Genomic DNA, 16,465 nt, shown 5'->3' on the forward strand with positions numbered 1-16,465 from the left:
TCAATATTTTATGCTGCACTAATTTCATTTACCAGCCTCTCCAGTCCTACCAGTTCCGCACTGGTCAATACTGCCGTCATCGTTACCCCCAAAATTCCATGCAAGTTCAGGTTTTGCCCTGTAAGATACAAATTAGGCAGGCGGGTGGCCGATGGTATCATTGTTTTTAACGGGTCATTAGCATCTTTGGCAATACCATACATGCTTCCTTCCGGCATAGCCAGGTAATCCCTGTAGGTAAGCGGCGTAGCGGCATAATAAGCGAGGATGCAATCCCGTATGCCCGGAAACTGTTTTTCCACCGCATCCAGCAGCCTTTCAGCCTTCTCCGCTTTAAAGGCCTGGTAATCAGCGCTCCTGTCGTCCGGACTGGAGTCTGTATTAAAAGTATCATGCCAGGTCGCTACTTCCTCATAGCGCATATAGGTCATAATGGAAATATTATCCGTAAACTGGCTGTCCTTGCTGCCGGCAGCGCTGAACATGGCATAGGTCTGCGGCCAGTTGTCCGTCGTCTGGTTAATACCTTCCCAGGCATTATCTGTGGCGTGGTGATAGTAGTTGTAGTTCTGGTAACGGAAACAACCCGGCTTCATGACAATGTTAAGCATAAAAGTGCCGGGGGTGTTTTCCAGGCTGCCTATCCTTGCGCGGTAAGCATTCCGGAGAGTGCTGCTCTGCGTGATCTCCATCGTTTTGGCAGGGTGAAGACCGGAAATAAAATACTTCCCCGTTACCGTTTCACCATTTTCCAGCACTATATGATCTGCCTGGCCATTACACTCTACAATACTGCTTACGGCCATATTGCGTATCACAGTACCGCCATTTTCCTTTATCACCTTATTCAGGCTGCGCGCTATCTGCGAACCGCCATCCACACATTTCCAGGAGCCCTCAATATAGCTGTTCTGCACCAGGGCATGCACATAGAACGGCGTTTTATGCGCTACGCCGGCATACAGCAGGTTATTGCCTGCCAGCACGTGCTGCAGGCGTTCATTGTCAGTAATGCTGCGTATAAAGGTGCAGGTATCCAGGCCAATGACCGCTTCCTTTTCGGTATAATGTCCCATGCGGAGGTTAAACAGCGGAAACTTGCTGCACACTTCCTTTATCTTATCGCAATAGGCATGCAGGGCATCCTTTTCTGCAGGAAAATGCACCAGCAGCTGTTCAATGAAGTTGTCATATCCCTGGGCCATTTTATAGGTCACCGCCTCATCCTTGAAATGTATCTGGTCAAATCCGTCTACGTCCAGCTGCTTTAATTTCAGTGAGTCCATAATACCCAGGTAACGAAACACTTTATTCAGCGTCTGCCCCTCTCCCAGGCTGCCTATGTAATGTACGCCTGAATCGATAATTGCCTTGTCCCTTGAAAATGTCTGAAGACAGCCGCCTATCTGCCTGTTCTTCTCATAAATACATACCTTATACCCGTTCTTACTCAAAATAGCGCCGCAAACCAGGCTTCCCAGTCCGCTGCCGATAATAATTACGTCATACTGTCGCATGTAGGGGGGATAACTTTTTTGATAATAAAAATTACATTGGATGTGTACCGTGTATTGTCTATCTGCTCCATCACAGCCCCATTGGCATGAACAATGTTCCTGATGCGGGATGACGAGAAGAAAGATAATGGTTTGTCTTTCGTTTTATTAAATCCTATCAGTCTGGTTGAAAAAAATTCTGTGAGCCGCGTACCTTCATGACGTTTAACAAGATCACTGTCACCATCACGGACAATGATCACTCCCTGCGGACCAAGCTGCCTGATACAGTCAGACAGTACTTTCTCCTGCTCTTCCGGCTGCAGGTAATGCAGCACATCGCTGATCACGTAAGCATCATATTTTCCGAACTCATAGCTGGTAATATCTGCCCATTCAAAGTTAACATGTTCATTACGCAGGTAGCAATGCTGCGCGGTAATTACCTTGTTTTCATCATAGTCAATACCGGTTATCTGTCTTCCGTTGGAAAGCCAGTGCAGCATATAACTCATAAAGCCATAACCACAGCCAATATCAAGGATACGCCCTTTCTGTGGCAGCAGCTGGTGAAACACAGCGTAATTATCTTCCAGCTTCGTTTTTATACGCATGTACCATTCCAGGACAGGGCCTTTGTAAATGTAGTTGTATATCATCTGCTCCCTGAACCAGGCAGGTGTTTCAATGGAAGCACGCAGCTTTTCATACTCCGCTTTAAAGTAACGGCTTATCTGTTTGGTGCGGACAGAATAGTTCTCTCCCCAGCTGGTATCGCCTGCTTTGATGCGGGGAAGATATTGAACGGTGATAGTACCGTCTTTCAGCAGAAAATCATTCTTGCTCATGGTATAGCCTGTACCATGGAGTATAACAGGCAGGATATCCAACCCCAGTTCTTCTGCAATATAAAAAGCGCCTTTATGAAAACGTTTAATGCTGTTGTCGGGTGATCGGGTCCCCTCCGGGTAAACCACTATAGAATATCCCTGCTCCACCCTGCTGCGCAGCTTCTCAATACTGCCCTCTGCACCTTCCACTACAGGATAATAATCTCCCAGCCTCACCACAGCACCGAATACGGGCGAGTTCCACACCCATTCACTGGTAAGCAGTATCACCTTCGGATGCAGCATCGTGGAAACAAGTATGTCAAGGAAAGACTGATGATTACTGATAATAACTGCCGGCGTCTTCAACTGCTCATTCAACGGGTTGATGATCTTCTTTCTTACATTGCCCATAATGTAGATCAGTGACCTGGTATAGGCAGAAAGCAACCTGTGATAGATCACCTTTCCTTTCTCTTTATTGAACGGATTAAGGCGGATCAGCAACCAGCCCAGACCTGTCAGCAGTAAACATCCGGCCGTAAAATAAGCGAAGGCAAACACAGACTTAACCCAGCCATGCAACGTCCATGGCGCACGGCCCTTGCAGGTACGGTTCACGATCAGCCAGTTGAACAGGAAAGGTATCATGACCTGCGATATCAGCACCACACAACTGATGCCGATAATAGAGATCAGCGCAATAGAACGCAGGGAAGGATGCTTCGCAAAGATCATAACCCCAAGCCCCAGTATAGTGGTAATGGCTGACAGGAAAATGGAAGAACGGAAGGAAGATAAGTTATCCTTTCTTCCCGTCTTATATTCCTGCAATAGCCCATCCATGGTAAAGATGCTGTAATCATCCCCCAGGCCGAATATAAATGTGCTGAGAATAATGTTTACAATATTGAATTTAATACCAAACAATCCCATAATACCCAGTATCCATACCCAGCTGATCAGCATGGGAATGAAAGTGATAAGCGCCAGCTCTATACGGCCATAAGAAAGCAGCAGCGCCAGGAACACCAGTACAGAGGTCATCCAGGCAATACTGTTAAACTCGTTCTGCATTACTTCCACCAGGCGGTTGGCCACATACTGTTTATCAAGTACTGTTGTATTGGTCTGCTCTTTTAATGCTTTATAAACAGCCGCTTTCTGATGCGGGTCTACTTTCAGTAACGTGATCACTGAAACACGGCCATTCTTCTCCGTGATAAAGTCGCCCAGGTTACCGCTACGCATGGTTTTCAGGGCGGCTTCCGGCACAGGTGTGAATGCCTTGTTCAGCCACTGATCAAACGCACCAAAAGCCGTTGCTTTATATCCCACAACAGGCCCATGCTGCTGCAGGTAAGAGATCAGTTGCTGCTTCTTTTCCGGTGTCCAGTAGTTATTCCATCTTTCTATACGTTCCCGCTGCTCTTTCTTCGACAACAGCAATGTATGAACACCGGCAAATTTCTTCACGATACCCTGCTGCTGCAGCTGTTGTACCGCTGGTAGTAACAGCTCATTGTTACGCAACGCAGCGTCAAGATCAGCGCCTTCTGTAACAACATATACCGACTGTGCCGTAAGGGCATTTACCTTATTGAATTTCGCTTCTGCTTCCTTCAGCTCAGGGCGCATGAAGTTCATACGCATCATATCGCTTTCAAAGCCTGCTTTCCCTGCTGTAAAGAAGAAGATAACTGTCAGTACTATGATGACTAAGACCAGGTATTTATTCTTCTCAGGTTTGTACCCCGCTAATTTATCCAGCCAGTTATGCCGCTGTACAGAAGGCACTTCCGGCTGTTTACCCAATACTATCCAGTGAGGAAGGAAGATCAGCGAAAACAACGCGGCCCCTATCAGGCTCATGGCGGCAAAGATTCCCATGTCATTCAGTATGGGAGATTCCACGAACTGCAGGCAGAGAAAACCTCCTACAGTAGTGAAACTACCTATCGTCATCGGAGAAGCCAGATCGTTTATCACTTCCCTGATATCAGGCAGGTGACGATAGTGATTAAACACATGCAGGGAATAGTTCACCGCAATGCCCAGTACCACAGCTCCTGCTCCTAATGCAATAACAGATATCTGGCCTTTTATAAGATAAACCGCGGCCAGAGAGAATAATGCTCCAAATATCACAGGCAGCATCACCAGCAACGGAGCACGTTTCTTACGGAAGAACAACACTATGATCACTATCAGCAACGCAACAGTAATCCCCTGCGTCAGCATTGTATCCTGCCTCAGCTGCTGTGCGTTACCGGCTGATACGGCTGTAGCGCCAAAGAAAGAGGCTTCCACCACAGGATGATACTTTTGTACAGCATCTATCTGCTGCTGCAACTCCTTCAAAAAAGTGGCATTCTTACCCGTTGCACTGGGTGGAAAAGCAGGTGTGATGAACAGCAGCAGATGGCGATGATCTTTACTCATCACATAACCATCGTACAACTCAAACTGTTCATCATACTGCAGGTGCTGTAATTTCTTAATCCCCAGCCATGACATCCCTACGGGGTCTGCGGATATCACCTTCTTTACTACAAGTCCCGCGGGAGAAATAAGGGTATTATAATTACTTTCGAGCGATTGCTGTAGCCTTTCCGGCGTGATCAGTGAATCAATGCTCCTGTAATCTTTCTCTTCCAGGAATACCGGCAAATGGTCCTGTATCACCTGCATCAGGTCCAGCACAGCAGCATCTTCCACCTGCGCCTGGAACTGCTTTATATAAGGCTTCAGCCGTTCTCCTGCCAGCGTGGTCAGCTCTCCCGCAAAAGCGGTAAGACTGTCCGGCTGCGCTTCCCCTGTAGTATCTTTCTGGGAAACGGTGATCACCAGCTTATCTGCAAATCTCGAATCATTAAAGACCTGCTGTAATTTATCCAGTGTTTTATCCTGCGGCAGGATACGGGTAATATCCTCTTCCAGGCGGATACGGGACGCAAAAAAAACGGACACAAGGAAACTGGCAATGGTGCATACCCACAGCAAGGCCTTATGCCGGTCAAAGAAATTATATATGCCTACAAAGAATTTTCCCATAAGATGGTTACATTACACAGACCGCTGTTTAGCCGGATCATTCCTGAAAATAGCCAGCAGGATATAAACCACCAGCCATGTTAAGGCACCGCATATCACAGCCAGGGTGATCCCCCCTGAAAAATACTGGAACAGGTTCTGTTTGATAGTTGCGAGTGACAGATCACTGCTGAACGTCAGTAATATGCTTCCCTCCCTCACCCATATCCTGCCGGTCACAAAACTGGCAAAGACAACAAAAGGGATCAGCGGGGGAATGCTGATGTGGCAGGACAATAATACCAGCGCCTTATTCAGCCGGAAAAGCGTAGCCAGCGCCAGGGCAGTGATGATCTGGAATCCCCAGATAGGCACTATCCCCATAAATACGCCAAAGCCTATGGAAGCCGCCTTTTTTGCATTAGATTCCTCCTTGTTCAGAATATGCTCAAACCAGATCACACGCCAGCTCTCCGGCTTAAATATCCAGCGGATAAAGTCACGGGGCTTGATATACAGGAATGCTATCAGCACCAGTACCGTATTCAGCACACTGATACGGGAAAAATCCCTCATGGGCCTGAAATGAGATACCCGCTCTTCTGCGGGCGGGTAATATACTTTAACAGGCGTCCAGTCTACTTTTATTCCCTTCCACGAACTGCGCACCAGCACTTCTATCTCAAATTCATATTTAGGACAGTAAAACCGCATATCCTTCATAGCATAGATAGGATACAGGCGATAGCCGGATTGCGTGTCGGGTCCCTTCAGTCCTGTTTCCACCCAGAACCAGAAGTTGGAGAACCTGTTGGCAAAAGTGTTTTTGCCGGGCATATTCTCCTGCTGCAGGTTACGTGCGCCTATGATGATAGCTTTTCTTTCTGTATACAGTTTCTCCAGCATACCCGGCAGGTCGGACGCAAAATGTTGCCCGTCTGCATCCATGGTTATCACATAATCATACCCTTGTTGCAGGGCATATTTAAAGCCACGGCGCAGGGCAATGCCCTTCCCCCTGTTGAGTGCGTATTCAACCCGCTGTACCTGCGGAAAAGTGTCCAGGATGGCAGCTGTGTCATCTGTACTGCCATCGTTCACTACTATTACATGGGAGGTATAGGATAGCACATCCTGCAATACAGCGGCCAGTGTGGCTGCATTATTGTAGGTTGGCACCAGCACCGCCGCCCTCAGGCTGGCAAACTGGTCTTCATATGTTGCAGTATCGGTCATTCTCTGTTATGCGTGTACAAATGTTCCCTGGAATTTCATGAAGGTAAGCGCCTCAAACTTCAGAGCAGCGGTCACCTTGATCTCGCCCTCCTGCTCTTTATATTGCAGCGATATCTCCGTTTGCGGATTTGCATTCGGATCTATCATGTTGAGGAATTTCATATTGCCTGCCTTTTTCAGCAATACCTTATGCTGTAACGACCTCTCCAGCAATTCCTGGACAGATTGCATCATACATACGCCGGGCACTACCGGTTTCCCGGGAAAATGGCCTTCAAATACAGGATGTGAAGCATTCCATAAGATACCGTAAGTAGCAGCGTCTGCCTGCTGCTGTTCCTGCTCAATTGTGAAAAGTTTTCCTGCTAACATTATTTCTGTACGCGTTGTAATGAAATATTAAATTTAAAACCCTGGTGACTGATCAGCACACTGTCAGGTACTCCTGCCGTATAGCTGCCCAGCCACACCTTTACTACCGGCTTGCGGCGGGAGGCTTTCTCAATGCGCTCCAGGCGTGTACAGGCCGTATCAGTAATATAGTAGTTGTTTCCTTTTGCAGTAGGCACCGCCGTATACAGGTAATTACCTGTACGCAGCACCTTTGCTGTTGATAATTCCGGGCGAAGCAACACCAGTTCAAAATCGCCCCTCAATGTCTTTACTACCGCCTTTTTATCCATCCTGGGCAGCATGTAATGCTTCACAAAACCGCCATCCGCCTGAAATTCAAAATCAAAGAACTTGAACCCCATCTCATTGGCAAAGACCACCCGCAAACTACTGTCCGGCATCTGTTTAAAGAACAGCAATCCACTCAGATGATGCTTCAGTACATCTACCTGCGTACTGTATAAAGCATTGGCAAACTGCGGACGGAACTGCCTGATACAATTCACATCTCCGGTAGCCGGCTGCAGTCCCCTGTATGCAGAAGAGCAGCCTGACAACAACCCTATCGCCAGCAAACTATTTAACAGCAAAGACCGCATCCGGAATATTTACGTTCAGTTGTTTGTGCTGAAAGCTGATGCTGGTATCATCACCACCGGCTTCATACATTTCTATCTTCGACACAGAATAATCTTTCTTGTCCACCAGCAGGTGAATAGATTTGAAATACTGTGCCAGCGCTTTATTCACAGGCGTCATTTCCAGCAGGTAGAACTGCGTGTTCTCCAATATGTGCGTGTTAAAGTCTGCATTATTCACCACATTTCCCTGCACACAATCTACCGTGATCCTGTTGATCTGTTCAAACAGCTTGTTACCCTTTGCAGATACACGGCTCTCCTTCCTTCCATCCTTCGTCTTAATATCCTTCCCGTTCATCACCAGCAGGTAATAGGAAGGCTGCTGGTATTCCATACGCACCTTGTTCTCTTTCTTAAACCAGAACTTTCCTTTTGACACGATCTTGTCTGACAGCATGCTCAGGTTCTTCTCCTGCACAAAATCACTCTGTATGGATTGAGTAGCCTGGGAAGCCTTTGCAAACTGCTGTTTAAAGGCCGTTACATCCGCTACCGGCTTAAAACCACTCTGCGCCATCACCTGTATGGCGCATACAATAAAACCCATAAATAAAGCCCATCTACGCATAAGCGGGTATGTTTAATAACTTGTCAATTCTTTCTATACGATACCCCTCCTCTCTCAGGTAAGTGATCAGCTCAGGCAAAGCCTGCAGGGTCACTTCCATAGAATCGTGCAGCAGCAATACCGCCCCTGGTTGTACAGCCGGTTTAATACGCTGCAGCAGCTCTTCCCTGCTCCTGGCCACAGTATCCAGCGATCGGATGTTCCATCCCACCGCCGTATAATTCCCTCTCTGTACAGCCCTCCGCAGGTTAGGATTGGTCACCCCGTAAGGAGGACGGAACAGACGGGGCCTCTTCCCCATTGCCTTTTCTACTGCATCATCCACCTGCCGCAGCTCTGCCAGCATTTTACCTGCTCCGAACATATCGAACCAGAAATGATGGGAGAAGCTGTGATTGCCTATTACATGCCCTTCCGCTTCCATCCGCCGCAAAAGCTGCTCCTGTCCTGCAATATGCCTGCCAATACAGAAAAAGGCCGCAGGGGCCTGCTCCTTCTGCAATATATCCAGTATGGCCGGCGTATGCTGTGTCAACGGCCCGTCATCAAACGTGATCGCTATCACTTTCTCCGCTGTCTCCGCCTTGCATACCACCGGCATATAAAACCCGGAGGCCACATTACAGGCGCCCCATACCAGCGCAGCTACATATGGCAAAGGCAACAGCACAAACACCCACCATGGCAAAGGCCACAGGAAACTGTTCACCAGCAGGGCTGCTGCCAGCAGAACAAACAGGGCAATATTGGCTGTGCGGTGCGTCAGCATGCAGATAAGAGGATCAGCGAATGATGCGTTTGTTTATGATGATTATAGATCAGTATCTTTTGTTGTTTTCCCTTCACATTCCCCTTAAACATCGCACTGGCCGGAACTGCCTGTTCCGCCAGTATCCTGCAGGCCATCCACATGGCAAATGCAGATGCTGTCGGGTATTCCCCGCATAAATGTTTAAAACAGGCTACCGGTATTTCCGGCAGCAGGTTATTCTCCACATGCTCATACCACTCATCTCCTGCCACATCTCCGTTACGCCCGGTAATGATCAGGCTTATTTCTTCCCTGTTACAGCTGTGCGCTGCCAGGAAAGCCTCAATATCAGCCATTATTTCCGCTTTCCCCGCCGGCCGGTATAAAGTGGTCAGCCCGGAAAGCTTAGCCTTTGTATGGGCTCCTTTCTCCGTTCCCAGTACAAAGCTGGCAGCCCCTTCACCGGCTACGGTGCCGTGAGTGTTGCTGCGCAACAGGCTGTCCTGTGTTACCGGTTCTTTTTTATACAGGTCAAAGCGGGAGAGTATCTTAAAACTATGGTCCGTCAGCTCGTCCATAGCGCCGGCCAGTATACTGCCGGTACGGCCCTCTCTCAGTATCATTATGCTGTCCAGCAGGGCGTTCTCAAAAGAAAAGCCCTTATGAACAAAAGTATTGTTATAACCATGGCAACCCAGCATAAGCGCTATCTGCCCCGCCACCGTGTTGTGGGTGGACTGTATAAATGCCGTAGGCGTCAGCAGTTCTTCCTGCTGATTGATCATCTTTGTCAGGAAAACACCGGTATCGTCCAGGCAGCCGTAGGCTGTACCGGTAATAATAGCTTCCGGCTTTTCTATGCCTGCTTCCTGCAGACTGAGCTTTGCAGACGCCACTCCCATTTTGATAACACGCCCCATTCGGCGTATCAGCTTCACATCTATCCACTGTTTATAGTCAGGGTCCCAGTTCTTCAGCCGGGCCCCCTGCCAGGGAATGACAGCTGCCGGGAACGGCCCCTCTGTCGCAGTAGCCTGCGGCGATACACAACCTGTTCCCTGTATATAGATGTTCATGGTCTAAATCTTTGAAAATACAAGACTGGAACAATTGCCGCCAAAGCCAAAGGAATTGGACATTACATGCTGCAGTTGATTGCCGGTCGAAAATTTAACAACAGGAGAAAAAGGTAATTCCTTTATCTGCTTCGAAAAGTTTGCATTGGGATAGATGATCCCTTCCTTTACAGCCATGGCAGAGAATACCGCTTCAATACCTCCGCTGGCTCCCAGCGTATGCCCTGTAAAAGATTTGGTACTGCTCAGTGGCGGGAAAGCAGGTGCAAAAAGGCGTGCAATGGCCGTGCCTTCTGCAATGTCGTTATTCTGCGTGCCCGTACCATGCAGGTTAATATAATCTATATCTGCCGGCGTCAGCCCGCTCATCTCCAACGCGCCCTGCATAGCCAGGAAATTGCCTATACCGTCTGGCGATGATGCCGTCTGGTGATAGGCGTCATTTGCATTGGCATACCCGCTTAAACGGCACCAGGCCGGATGAGTGGCAGGCAGCTCAGCCGCCAGGGCCTCGCTGATCAGCACTACATAACCGGCGCCCTCACCCAGGTTCAGACCTGTACGGGTGTCGTCAAAAGGACGGCAGGCCGCCTGGTCCAGTATCATCAGTGTATTGAATCCATTCAGGGTAAAACGGGTCAGCGCATCTGTTCCTCCGGCTATCACCACATCCACCATATTGTTGTTTATAAGGCGGGAACCATACATCAGCGCATTGGCGGCTGAAGAACAGGCAGTACTGATAGTGGAAATATGATGACGGATGCCCATAGCATCAGCCACCAGCTCTGTTACAGCGCCACATTCGTGATGCACCACCTGCCGCAGATGCCCGTTACTCTCATTCTCCAGGTAGTCTGCAAAGAAGTCTTCCGTCTTGTCCATCCCACCTACCGTGTTGGCAGACACAAAACCCACACGGTACTGGCTGATGTCTCCCAGGCCTGTGCTGTTCCATGCCTCCTGCGCAGCTATCCGGCTCAGTAAAGCCGTTCTGCTTATATATTCAGGCATTCCGGCCATGGCAGCCAGCGTTTTGTTATCCGCCTTTACCTCCGCTACAGGAAATGTTGAACGGTGTACAGAACGCAGGTGCTGCATTTGCGCCATACCGGACTCCATGCGCCTGAATGCCTCCAGGCACTCCGCCACATTATTCCCTATACCGCAAATAACGCCGCCACCGGCAATCCATGCCCCACTGCCCATTATTGCTTGTTTTGATGCGCGGTAATAAATTCAGCGATGGTACGTACGGAGTAAAAGATCTCCGGCCCCTGCTCAGGATTGGCAATACGGATACCGTAATGCTGCTGCAGCAGTACTATTATTTCCAGCGCATCGATAGAATCCAGCCCCAGCCCGTCTTTAAACAAAGGCTGATCATCCCCTATATCCTCAGGTTTTACTTCCTGCAGATTCAATTGCTCTACTATCTGGGCTTTCAGCGCCGCCATCAAATTTTCCATGACTAATTATTACTGTATATTTTTAAATAGTTGCAGGTGCCAGGCTGTCTGCACTGAGTACAGCCATGCCTTTATCAGTTCTCTCTACTTTATGCAGGACCACTTCATATTGCGGGCCCATTACCTCCACCCATCCGCAAAGACAGGCGCTGACAGCCCGCTCATTGAACAGCTGCTCCAGGTATCCGGCCATCAGAGAAGTATCAAAAGTATCCGAGGTAAAGAACACATTCTCGCCTTTAAAGCCGTGCCGGATACTGATCTCTCCCATCACAATATTGGATAGTGTGTATACAAATAACGCGGGACTGGCAATATCCTTCACCGTATCATAATACCGCAGGTCCGTATCCAGGCTGGCGCTCCTGTTGGCCAGCACCAGGCCTGTCCTTTCCGGCAAATGACCCTTGAACGGGGCTTCACGAAGCAGCACTTCCGCCGCCAGCCAGCCCAGCTTCGACAGGTTATCCATCTTATGAAACTTGGGATACTGACCGGATACCCTGTCGTACACTGCCCGCAGAAATTCCGGCAATTCCGTCTCCTGCGGCACTTCTGATAGCAATGTACCATTGTGATACACCCGGTTGTTCCGGATCACACAAGTTCCTGTAATATATACCTCACCGTTGTCCAAACTACTGGTCCTGTTTTATTTTTTCCGTTAATTCAATTGTACGCGCCAGCCGCTTCAGTGCCGTATCATGGTTCTTCACAAAAGGATTGCTATAATCCCATACATAACCGGCCAGCACAGAGCATATCTGGTTCTTCACCTCCGGCTGTGGCTCTTTCGAGAAGAAGATCTTGTCCAGCGTTCCCTCATACCAGGCCATCACATAAGAGCGGAAGGTATTCACCCCCTGCATGGTAGGCGCCATATATTCCGCCTCCCAGTCAACCGATTCTCCTTTCAGCTTGCGTATCACCAGTTTAGCTGCGGTCTGCGCAGAAACGCAGGCCAAAGTTACGCCAGATGAGAAAATAGGGTCCAGAAATTCTGTTACATTGCCCGTCAGCACAAAACCTTCGCCATAGAACTTGTCTGTCGTGGCAGACCAGGACTCCAGTATACGCGGCTCAAATACCAGCTCCACATCACGGAAACGCTCCCGGGTATTAGGCTCGGCTTCCAGCATGGCACGGTACTGCTGTTCCGGTGTACCGGGATATGAATTGAAGAAAGATGGATCGCTTACAAAACCTACAGAGGTCACCCCTGAAGAGAACGGAATGATCCATATCCACGTACCGGGCTGATGAACAACGGCCGTAATACGGTTTGGCTCGTCCGCCATAGAACGGCGAACATCCTTCGTATGTGCAAACAGCGCCTTGCGGGGCTGCAGGTTAGATGCTTTTTCAAGGTTGAAAAGACGGGGAATAACCCTGCCGTAACCACTGCCGTCTACAATAAAACGGGCTTCTATCTGCGATTTGTTACCATTCACATCTTCCACAGTAGTAACAGAATCACTCCCGTTAAAGCGGATGTCTGTCACTGTAGTTTCATATGCAACAGGTACTCCCATCGCCTCCACAGTATCTGCCAGGGTCTTATCAAAATCTGCACGGGTCACCTGCCAGGTCCAGGTCCAGCCCGGGGTATGCTGCTCCTTAAAGGTAAAGTCGCACACCTCATCGCCTTTAACGAACTTGGCGCCATACTTCTCCTGGAAGCCTTTTGCTTTAATAGCCTCAATAAAACCGGCTTCTTCCAGGGCTTCCATACTGCGCGGCAGCAGACTCTCTCCTATCACAAAGCGCGGAAACTTCAGCTTCTCCACTATTTTGACAGAATAACCTGCCTGATGGATAATAGATGCGGCCACTGTTCCGGAAGGGCCAGCTCCAATAACCAGTACATCTACCTTTTCTGTATTCATGTCGGGTGTATGAGAATTAGATAATAAGTTTGTTTAACGCTTTTTACATTTAAGTAAAGTATAGCTAAGCCCCATCTGGTTATTCTCCTCAATAATCTGTAAACCTGCGTCTTCTATACATTTAAAGAAATCGTCCGTGTGGTACATGATGTGTTGTTACCGCCTTTTACATTTAAGTAAAGTATAACTTAATCCCATCTGGTTATTCTCCTCAATAATCTGTAAACCTGCGTCCTCTATACATTTAAAGAAATCATCTGTGTGGTACATGATGTGTTGTTACCGCCTTTTACATTTAAGTAAAGTATAACTTAATCCCATCTGGTTATTCTCCTCAATAATCTGTAAACCTGCGTCCTCTATACATTTAAAGAAATCATCTGTGTGGTACATGATGTGTTGTTACCGCCTTTTACATTTAAGTAAAGTATAACTTAATCCCATCTGGTTATTCTCCTCAATAATCTGTAAACCTGCGTCCTCTATACATTTAAAGAAATCGTCTGTGTGGTACATCTGGCTATTGCCATTTGCCATGGCAGTAAAATAAAGAGATGTCTGTTGCAGGCAGAAAGCGGCTGATTTATAAGGCTGCCTGTTCCAGAACGGCTCCAGTATAAAAATGGTTCCTCTCTCTGTAAGAGCGTCACCACAACGCTTCAATATCGAAACTATCTGTTCTTCAGAAAAACAATCCAGGAACTGGCTCATCCAGATAGCATCAAAGCCCGAAGGGAAAGGCAGGCTTTCATCCAGGATATTGGCTTCATGGAACGATACACGATCTGCCACACCTGCTTCTTTCGCTCTTTGCTGCGCAATAGCTATTTCTCCCGGCAGGTCAAACATGGTCACCTGTACATCTTTATCATATGCAGTACATGCCAGCGTCCATTTACCTGTATTACCACCTATATCCAGCAGTTTACGGGGCTTATTCTCAAATACGACAGGCAAAGCCTGTGGGAATGCCAGATCGGAGTAATAGTGATCAAAATCAAACCAGCTCTTACCTATTTCCGGTGGCAGAAGGGGTAAGCCAGGATAAATGGTATCCCAGGGGCCCAGTTCTTTCAGTCCTGCAGGCCTTCCTTCACGCAGGCTCTCCTGCAAATGGTTCATCCCCAGGTAACAGATGTCCTGTGAGAAGTCCATGTTAATACGGGTCAGCTTATCATGCAGGATAAAATAACCTGTCTTTGTCAGGGAGTATCTTTTGTCATTCACTATCAGCAGCTCAATACCAAGACCGGCTTCCAGCAATACGCGCACAGCATAACGGCTAAGCGAGACTTTCTCCAGTATTTCCTCGATAGTAACGCCTTTCGGGCCGCTGTCGCTCACCACCTGCAATATCCCCATATCACGCAGGGCCCGGGTGGCCTGAAATGCTATTGGTGCAAATGCCAGTCTTAACGCAGCTTCCTGCGCCTGTAATGCTGTTTTTGTCTCTTTGGTAAAAAGCTCCATTCTGAAATTAAGGTTAGATTATTTTGAAAAAACCATTGCAGCATTGCATCCGCCAAAGCCAGATACTGTTTTAAGGAAATGCTGCATGGCAAACTGTTTCAACTGGTTGCTCACCTGTACCGGCTCACTCACGCCCAGGGTCTCAAAACCCAGTGTTGGTATCACCAGCTGCTGCTGCAGGGCATGCATGCCTATAATAGTCTCTATCAGGCCGGCAGCGCCCAGGGTATGACCATAGTAGCCCTTCAGGCTGTTCACCGGTCTTTCCAGCAGACCAGCCACCTGCAGGGCCTTAGATTCCATTTCGTCATTGTACAGCGTAGCCGTGCCATGTGCAGAAACAAAACCAATATCTGCGCTGCTCAGTCCAGTACCGGAAAGCGCCCTTTGCATGGCCTCTCCCAGTTCTGCACCGGTACGCGACGGACCGGAAATATGATTGGCGTCATTGCTTACTGCTCCCGCTCCTACGCGAATGGCATGCTCAGGTACATACTCCTCTTTACAGGTGAGTATCACCGTACCCGCACCTTCTCCCAGCGTCACACCTTTCCTCTCTGCATCGAACGGGCGGCATGGCTCACTGCTCACAGCCTGGAACGACTGAAAGCCGGACAGGACAAACTGAGTCACCACATCTGCTCCCGTTACCACTGCATGATCATAGCGACCGGAAAGTATCAGCCTTTTCGCTGTCAGGATAGCCAGCAGGCCTGATATACAGGCATTGCTCACCACAATGGGGTCTGCTGAATACCCGAAATATGCAGCTACTTTCTTTGCGGTATGGAACAGCTCCATTTCCTGTAAAGGAGCATTGGCAGGATCTGCCTGCTGTTCCAGCAGCTCAATGTTGCCTTTGGTGGTAGATACAATGAAGGCGGTACGCCCGTCATTGATATTGATAGGGGTTCTGTCCAGTGCATTCTGCACAGAAAGGACCAGCAGTTGTTCAAATTTTGTATAGTTTTCCAGGCTGTCCTCATTCCAGTATGATTCCAGCTGGCCTTCCGCAAACATAGCAGCATAAAAGGGCGCAGGCCACAATGCCTTATTGTTATGCTGGCGTATACCGCTCTGTCCCTTGCTTACATTGGAAAAGTTCTCCTCTGTTGTTCTTCCCAGCGGAGAAATGATATTGTCTGCCACCACATACACAGGCTTCATCATTTCACATTATTTGAAGGGAACAGAAGTCCCTGCTGTTCTTTCCATTCCTGGAAGAAAGCAGGTATTGTCAGTTGCAGGGATGACGTTTCAATATCCAGGAACACCTGTACGGAGCTCCCGTCTGCTACAAGTTCTCCTGTAGCGGCATTATACAACTTGTACTCAAACTTAATTTTGGCGGCTGGTGTGTTGATGTAGGTGGTTTCAACAATAACGCGGTCGCCATACCTGAGAGAGCGTTTATAATTGCATTGCACATTCACTACGGGAACAGAATATCCACGTTTATAAATATCGAGGTAACGAAGTCCGTATTTTTCACCGAATGCTTCTCTTCCATCTTCAAAATACCGTACATAATGGCCGTGCCACACTATCCCAAGCGGATCTGCTTCATTGAATTTCACCAATATGTCTGCTCTTTCGGTCAATACAGGATTCATGCT

General features: G+C 48.3%; 15 protein-coding genes. All 15 read right to left on the bottom strand.

Annotation, left to right across the window (positions count from 1 at the left end; translation table 11 throughout):
* Positions 1-8: 8 nt before the first annotated feature.
* Positions 9-1,517, bottom strand: coding sequence for a phytoene desaturase family protein (locus GO493_RS26225; RefSeq protein ID WP_157309208.1), 1,509 nt, complete (start codon positions 1,515-1,517; stop codon positions 9-11).
* Positions 1,499-5,380, bottom strand: coding sequence for a trifunctional MMPL family transporter/lysophospholipid acyltransferase/class I SAM-dependent methyltransferase (locus GO493_RS26230; RefSeq protein ID WP_157309209.1), 3,882 nt, complete (start codon positions 5,378-5,380; stop codon positions 1,499-1,501). The genes GO493_RS26225 and GO493_RS26230 overlap by 19 nt, the downstream gene beginning before the upstream one ends.
* 12 nt (positions 5,381-5,392) lie before the next feature.
* Positions 5,393-6,595, bottom strand: coding sequence for a DUF2062 domain-containing protein (locus GO493_RS26235; protein WP_157309210.1), 1,203 nt, complete (start codon positions 6,593-6,595; stop codon positions 5,393-5,395).
* A 6-nt stretch (positions 6,596-6,601) separates the two neighbouring features.
* Entirely contained in the window at positions 6,602-6,967 is a 366-nt protein-coding gene (locus tag GO493_RS26240) for a 3-hydroxyacyl-ACP dehydratase (protein ID WP_157309211.1), read from the bottom strand.
* Positions 6,967-7,587, bottom strand: coding sequence for a hypothetical protein (locus GO493_RS26245; protein ID WP_157309212.1), 621 nt, complete (start codon positions 7,585-7,587; stop codon positions 6,967-6,969). The genes GO493_RS26240 and GO493_RS26245 overlap by 1 nt, the downstream gene beginning before the upstream one ends.
* Positions 7,565-8,197 carry a LolA family protein gene (locus GO493_RS26250; RefSeq protein WP_157309213.1) on the bottom strand — a complete coding sequence of 211 codons (633 nt, stop codon included), beginning with the start codon at positions 8,195-8,197 and terminating at the stop codon, positions 7,565-7,567. Before GO493_RS26250 ends, GO493_RS26245 begins: the two co-directional genes overlap by 23 nt.
* Positions 8,190-8,966: a polysaccharide deacetylase family protein gene (locus tag GO493_RS26255; RefSeq protein WP_157309214.1), complete on the bottom strand. Its 777-nt coding sequence runs from the start codon at positions 8,964-8,966 to the stop codon at positions 8,190-8,192. The genes GO493_RS26250 and GO493_RS26255 overlap by 8 nt, the downstream gene beginning before the upstream one ends.
* Entirely contained in the window at positions 8,960-10,024 is a 1,065-nt protein-coding gene (locus GO493_RS26260) for a beta-ketoacyl synthase N-terminal-like domain-containing protein (protein ID WP_157309215.1), read from the bottom strand. The genes GO493_RS26255 and GO493_RS26260 overlap by 7 nt, the downstream gene beginning before the upstream one ends.
* Before the next feature lie 3 nt (positions 10,025-10,027).
* Entirely contained in the window at positions 10,028-11,233 is a 1,206-nt protein-coding gene (locus GO493_RS26265) for a beta-ketoacyl-[acyl-carrier-protein] synthase family protein (protein WP_157309216.1), read from the bottom strand.
* Positions 11,233-11,493, bottom strand: a complete 261-nt coding sequence (locus GO493_RS26270; protein WP_157309217.1) for a phosphopantetheine-binding protein — start codon at positions 11,491-11,493, stop codon at positions 11,233-11,235. The genes GO493_RS26265 and GO493_RS26270 overlap by 1 nt, the downstream gene beginning before the upstream one ends.
* Before the next feature lie 22 nt (positions 11,494-11,515).
* Positions 11,516-12,130 carry a beta-ketoacyl synthase N-terminal-like domain-containing protein gene (locus GO493_RS26275; RefSeq protein ID WP_157309218.1) on the bottom strand — a complete coding sequence of 205 codons (615 nt, stop codon included), beginning with the start codon at positions 12,128-12,130 and terminating at the stop codon, positions 11,516-11,518.
* A gap of 1 nt (position 12,131) precedes the next feature.
* A complete protein-coding gene (locus tag GO493_RS26280; RefSeq protein ID WP_157309219.1) occupies positions 12,132-13,379 on the bottom strand; it encodes an NAD(P)/FAD-dependent oxidoreductase in 1,248 nt (415 codons plus the stop codon).
* A gap of 402 nt (positions 13,380-13,781) precedes the next feature.
* Complete coding sequence (locus tag GO493_RS26285; RefSeq protein ID WP_157309220.1) at positions 13,782-14,849, bottom strand: methyltransferase; 1,068 nt, start codon at positions 14,847-14,849, stop codon at positions 13,782-13,784.
* 18 nt (positions 14,850-14,867) lie between these two features.
* Positions 14,868-16,019 carry a beta-ketoacyl synthase N-terminal-like domain-containing protein gene (locus tag GO493_RS26290; RefSeq protein ID WP_232539102.1) on the bottom strand — a complete coding sequence of 384 codons (1,152 nt, stop codon included), beginning with the start codon at positions 16,017-16,019 and terminating at the stop codon, positions 14,868-14,870.
* On the bottom strand, positions 16,016-16,462 hold the full coding sequence (locus tag GO493_RS26295; RefSeq protein WP_157309221.1) for an acyl-CoA thioesterase: 447 nt from the start codon (positions 16,460-16,462) through the stop codon (positions 16,016-16,018). The genes GO493_RS26290 and GO493_RS26295 overlap by 4 nt, the downstream gene beginning before the upstream one ends.
* Between the last annotated feature and the right edge of the window lie 3 nt (positions 16,463-16,465).

Origin of the sequence: Chitinophaga tropicalis, from assembly GCF_009758205.1 — a bacterium.
Taxonomy (GTDB): Bacteria; Bacteroidota; Bacteroidia; order Chitinophagales; family Chitinophagaceae; genus Chitinophaga; species Chitinophaga tropicalis.

Excerpts from the sequence above, each read along its gene's own strand:
- GO493_RS26225 (WP_157309208.1), bottom strand. The coding sequence starts at position 1,517 with ATGCGACAGTATGACGTAATTATTATCGGCAGCGGACTGGGAAGCCTG.
- GO493_RS26230 (WP_157309209.1), bottom strand. The coding sequence starts at position 5,380 with ATGGGAAAATTCTTTGTAGGCATATATAATTTCTTTGACCGGCATAAG.
- GO493_RS26235 (WP_157309210.1), bottom strand. The coding sequence starts at position 6,595 with ATGACCGATACTGCAACATATGAAGACCAGTTTGCCAGCCTGAGGGCG.
- GO493_RS26240 (WP_157309211.1), bottom strand. The coding sequence starts at position 6,967 with ATGTTAGCAGGAAAACTTTTCACAATTGAGCAGGAACAGCAGCAGGCA.
- GO493_RS26245 (WP_157309212.1), bottom strand. The coding sequence starts at position 7,587 with ATGCGGTCTTTGCTGTTAAATAGTTTGCTGGCGATAGGGTTGTTGTCA.
- GO493_RS26250 (WP_157309213.1), bottom strand. The coding sequence starts at position 8,197 with ATGCGTAGATGGGCTTTATTTATGGGTTTTATTGTATGCGCCATACAG.
- GO493_RS26255 (WP_157309214.1), bottom strand. The coding sequence starts at position 8,966 with ATGCTGACGCACCGCACAGCCAATATTGCCCTGTTTGTTCTGCTGGCA.
- GO493_RS26260 (WP_157309215.1), bottom strand. The coding sequence starts at position 10,024 with ATGAACATCTATATACAGGGAACAGGTTGTGTATCGCCGCAGGCTACT.
- GO493_RS26265 (WP_157309216.1), bottom strand. The coding sequence starts at position 11,233 with ATGGGCAGTGGGGCATGGATTGCCGGTGGCGGCGTTATTTGCGGTATA.
- GO493_RS26270 (WP_157309217.1), bottom strand. The coding sequence starts at position 11,493 with ATGGAAAATTTGATGGCGGCGCTGAAAGCCCAGATAGTAGAGCAATTG.
- GO493_RS26280 (WP_157309219.1), bottom strand. The coding sequence starts at position 13,379 with ATGAATACAGAAAAGGTAGATGTACTGGTTATTGGAGCTGGCCCTTCC.
- GO493_RS26285 (WP_157309220.1), bottom strand. The coding sequence starts at position 14,849 with ATGGAGCTTTTTACCAAAGAGACAAAAACAGCATTACAGGCGCAGGAA.
- GO493_RS26290 (WP_232539102.1), bottom strand. The coding sequence starts at position 16,019 with ATGATGAAGCCTGTGTATGTGGTGGCAGACAATATCATTTCTCCGCTG.
- GO493_RS26295 (WP_157309221.1), bottom strand. The coding sequence starts at position 16,462 with ATGAATCCTGTATTGACCGAAAGAGCAGACATATTGGTGAAATTCAAT.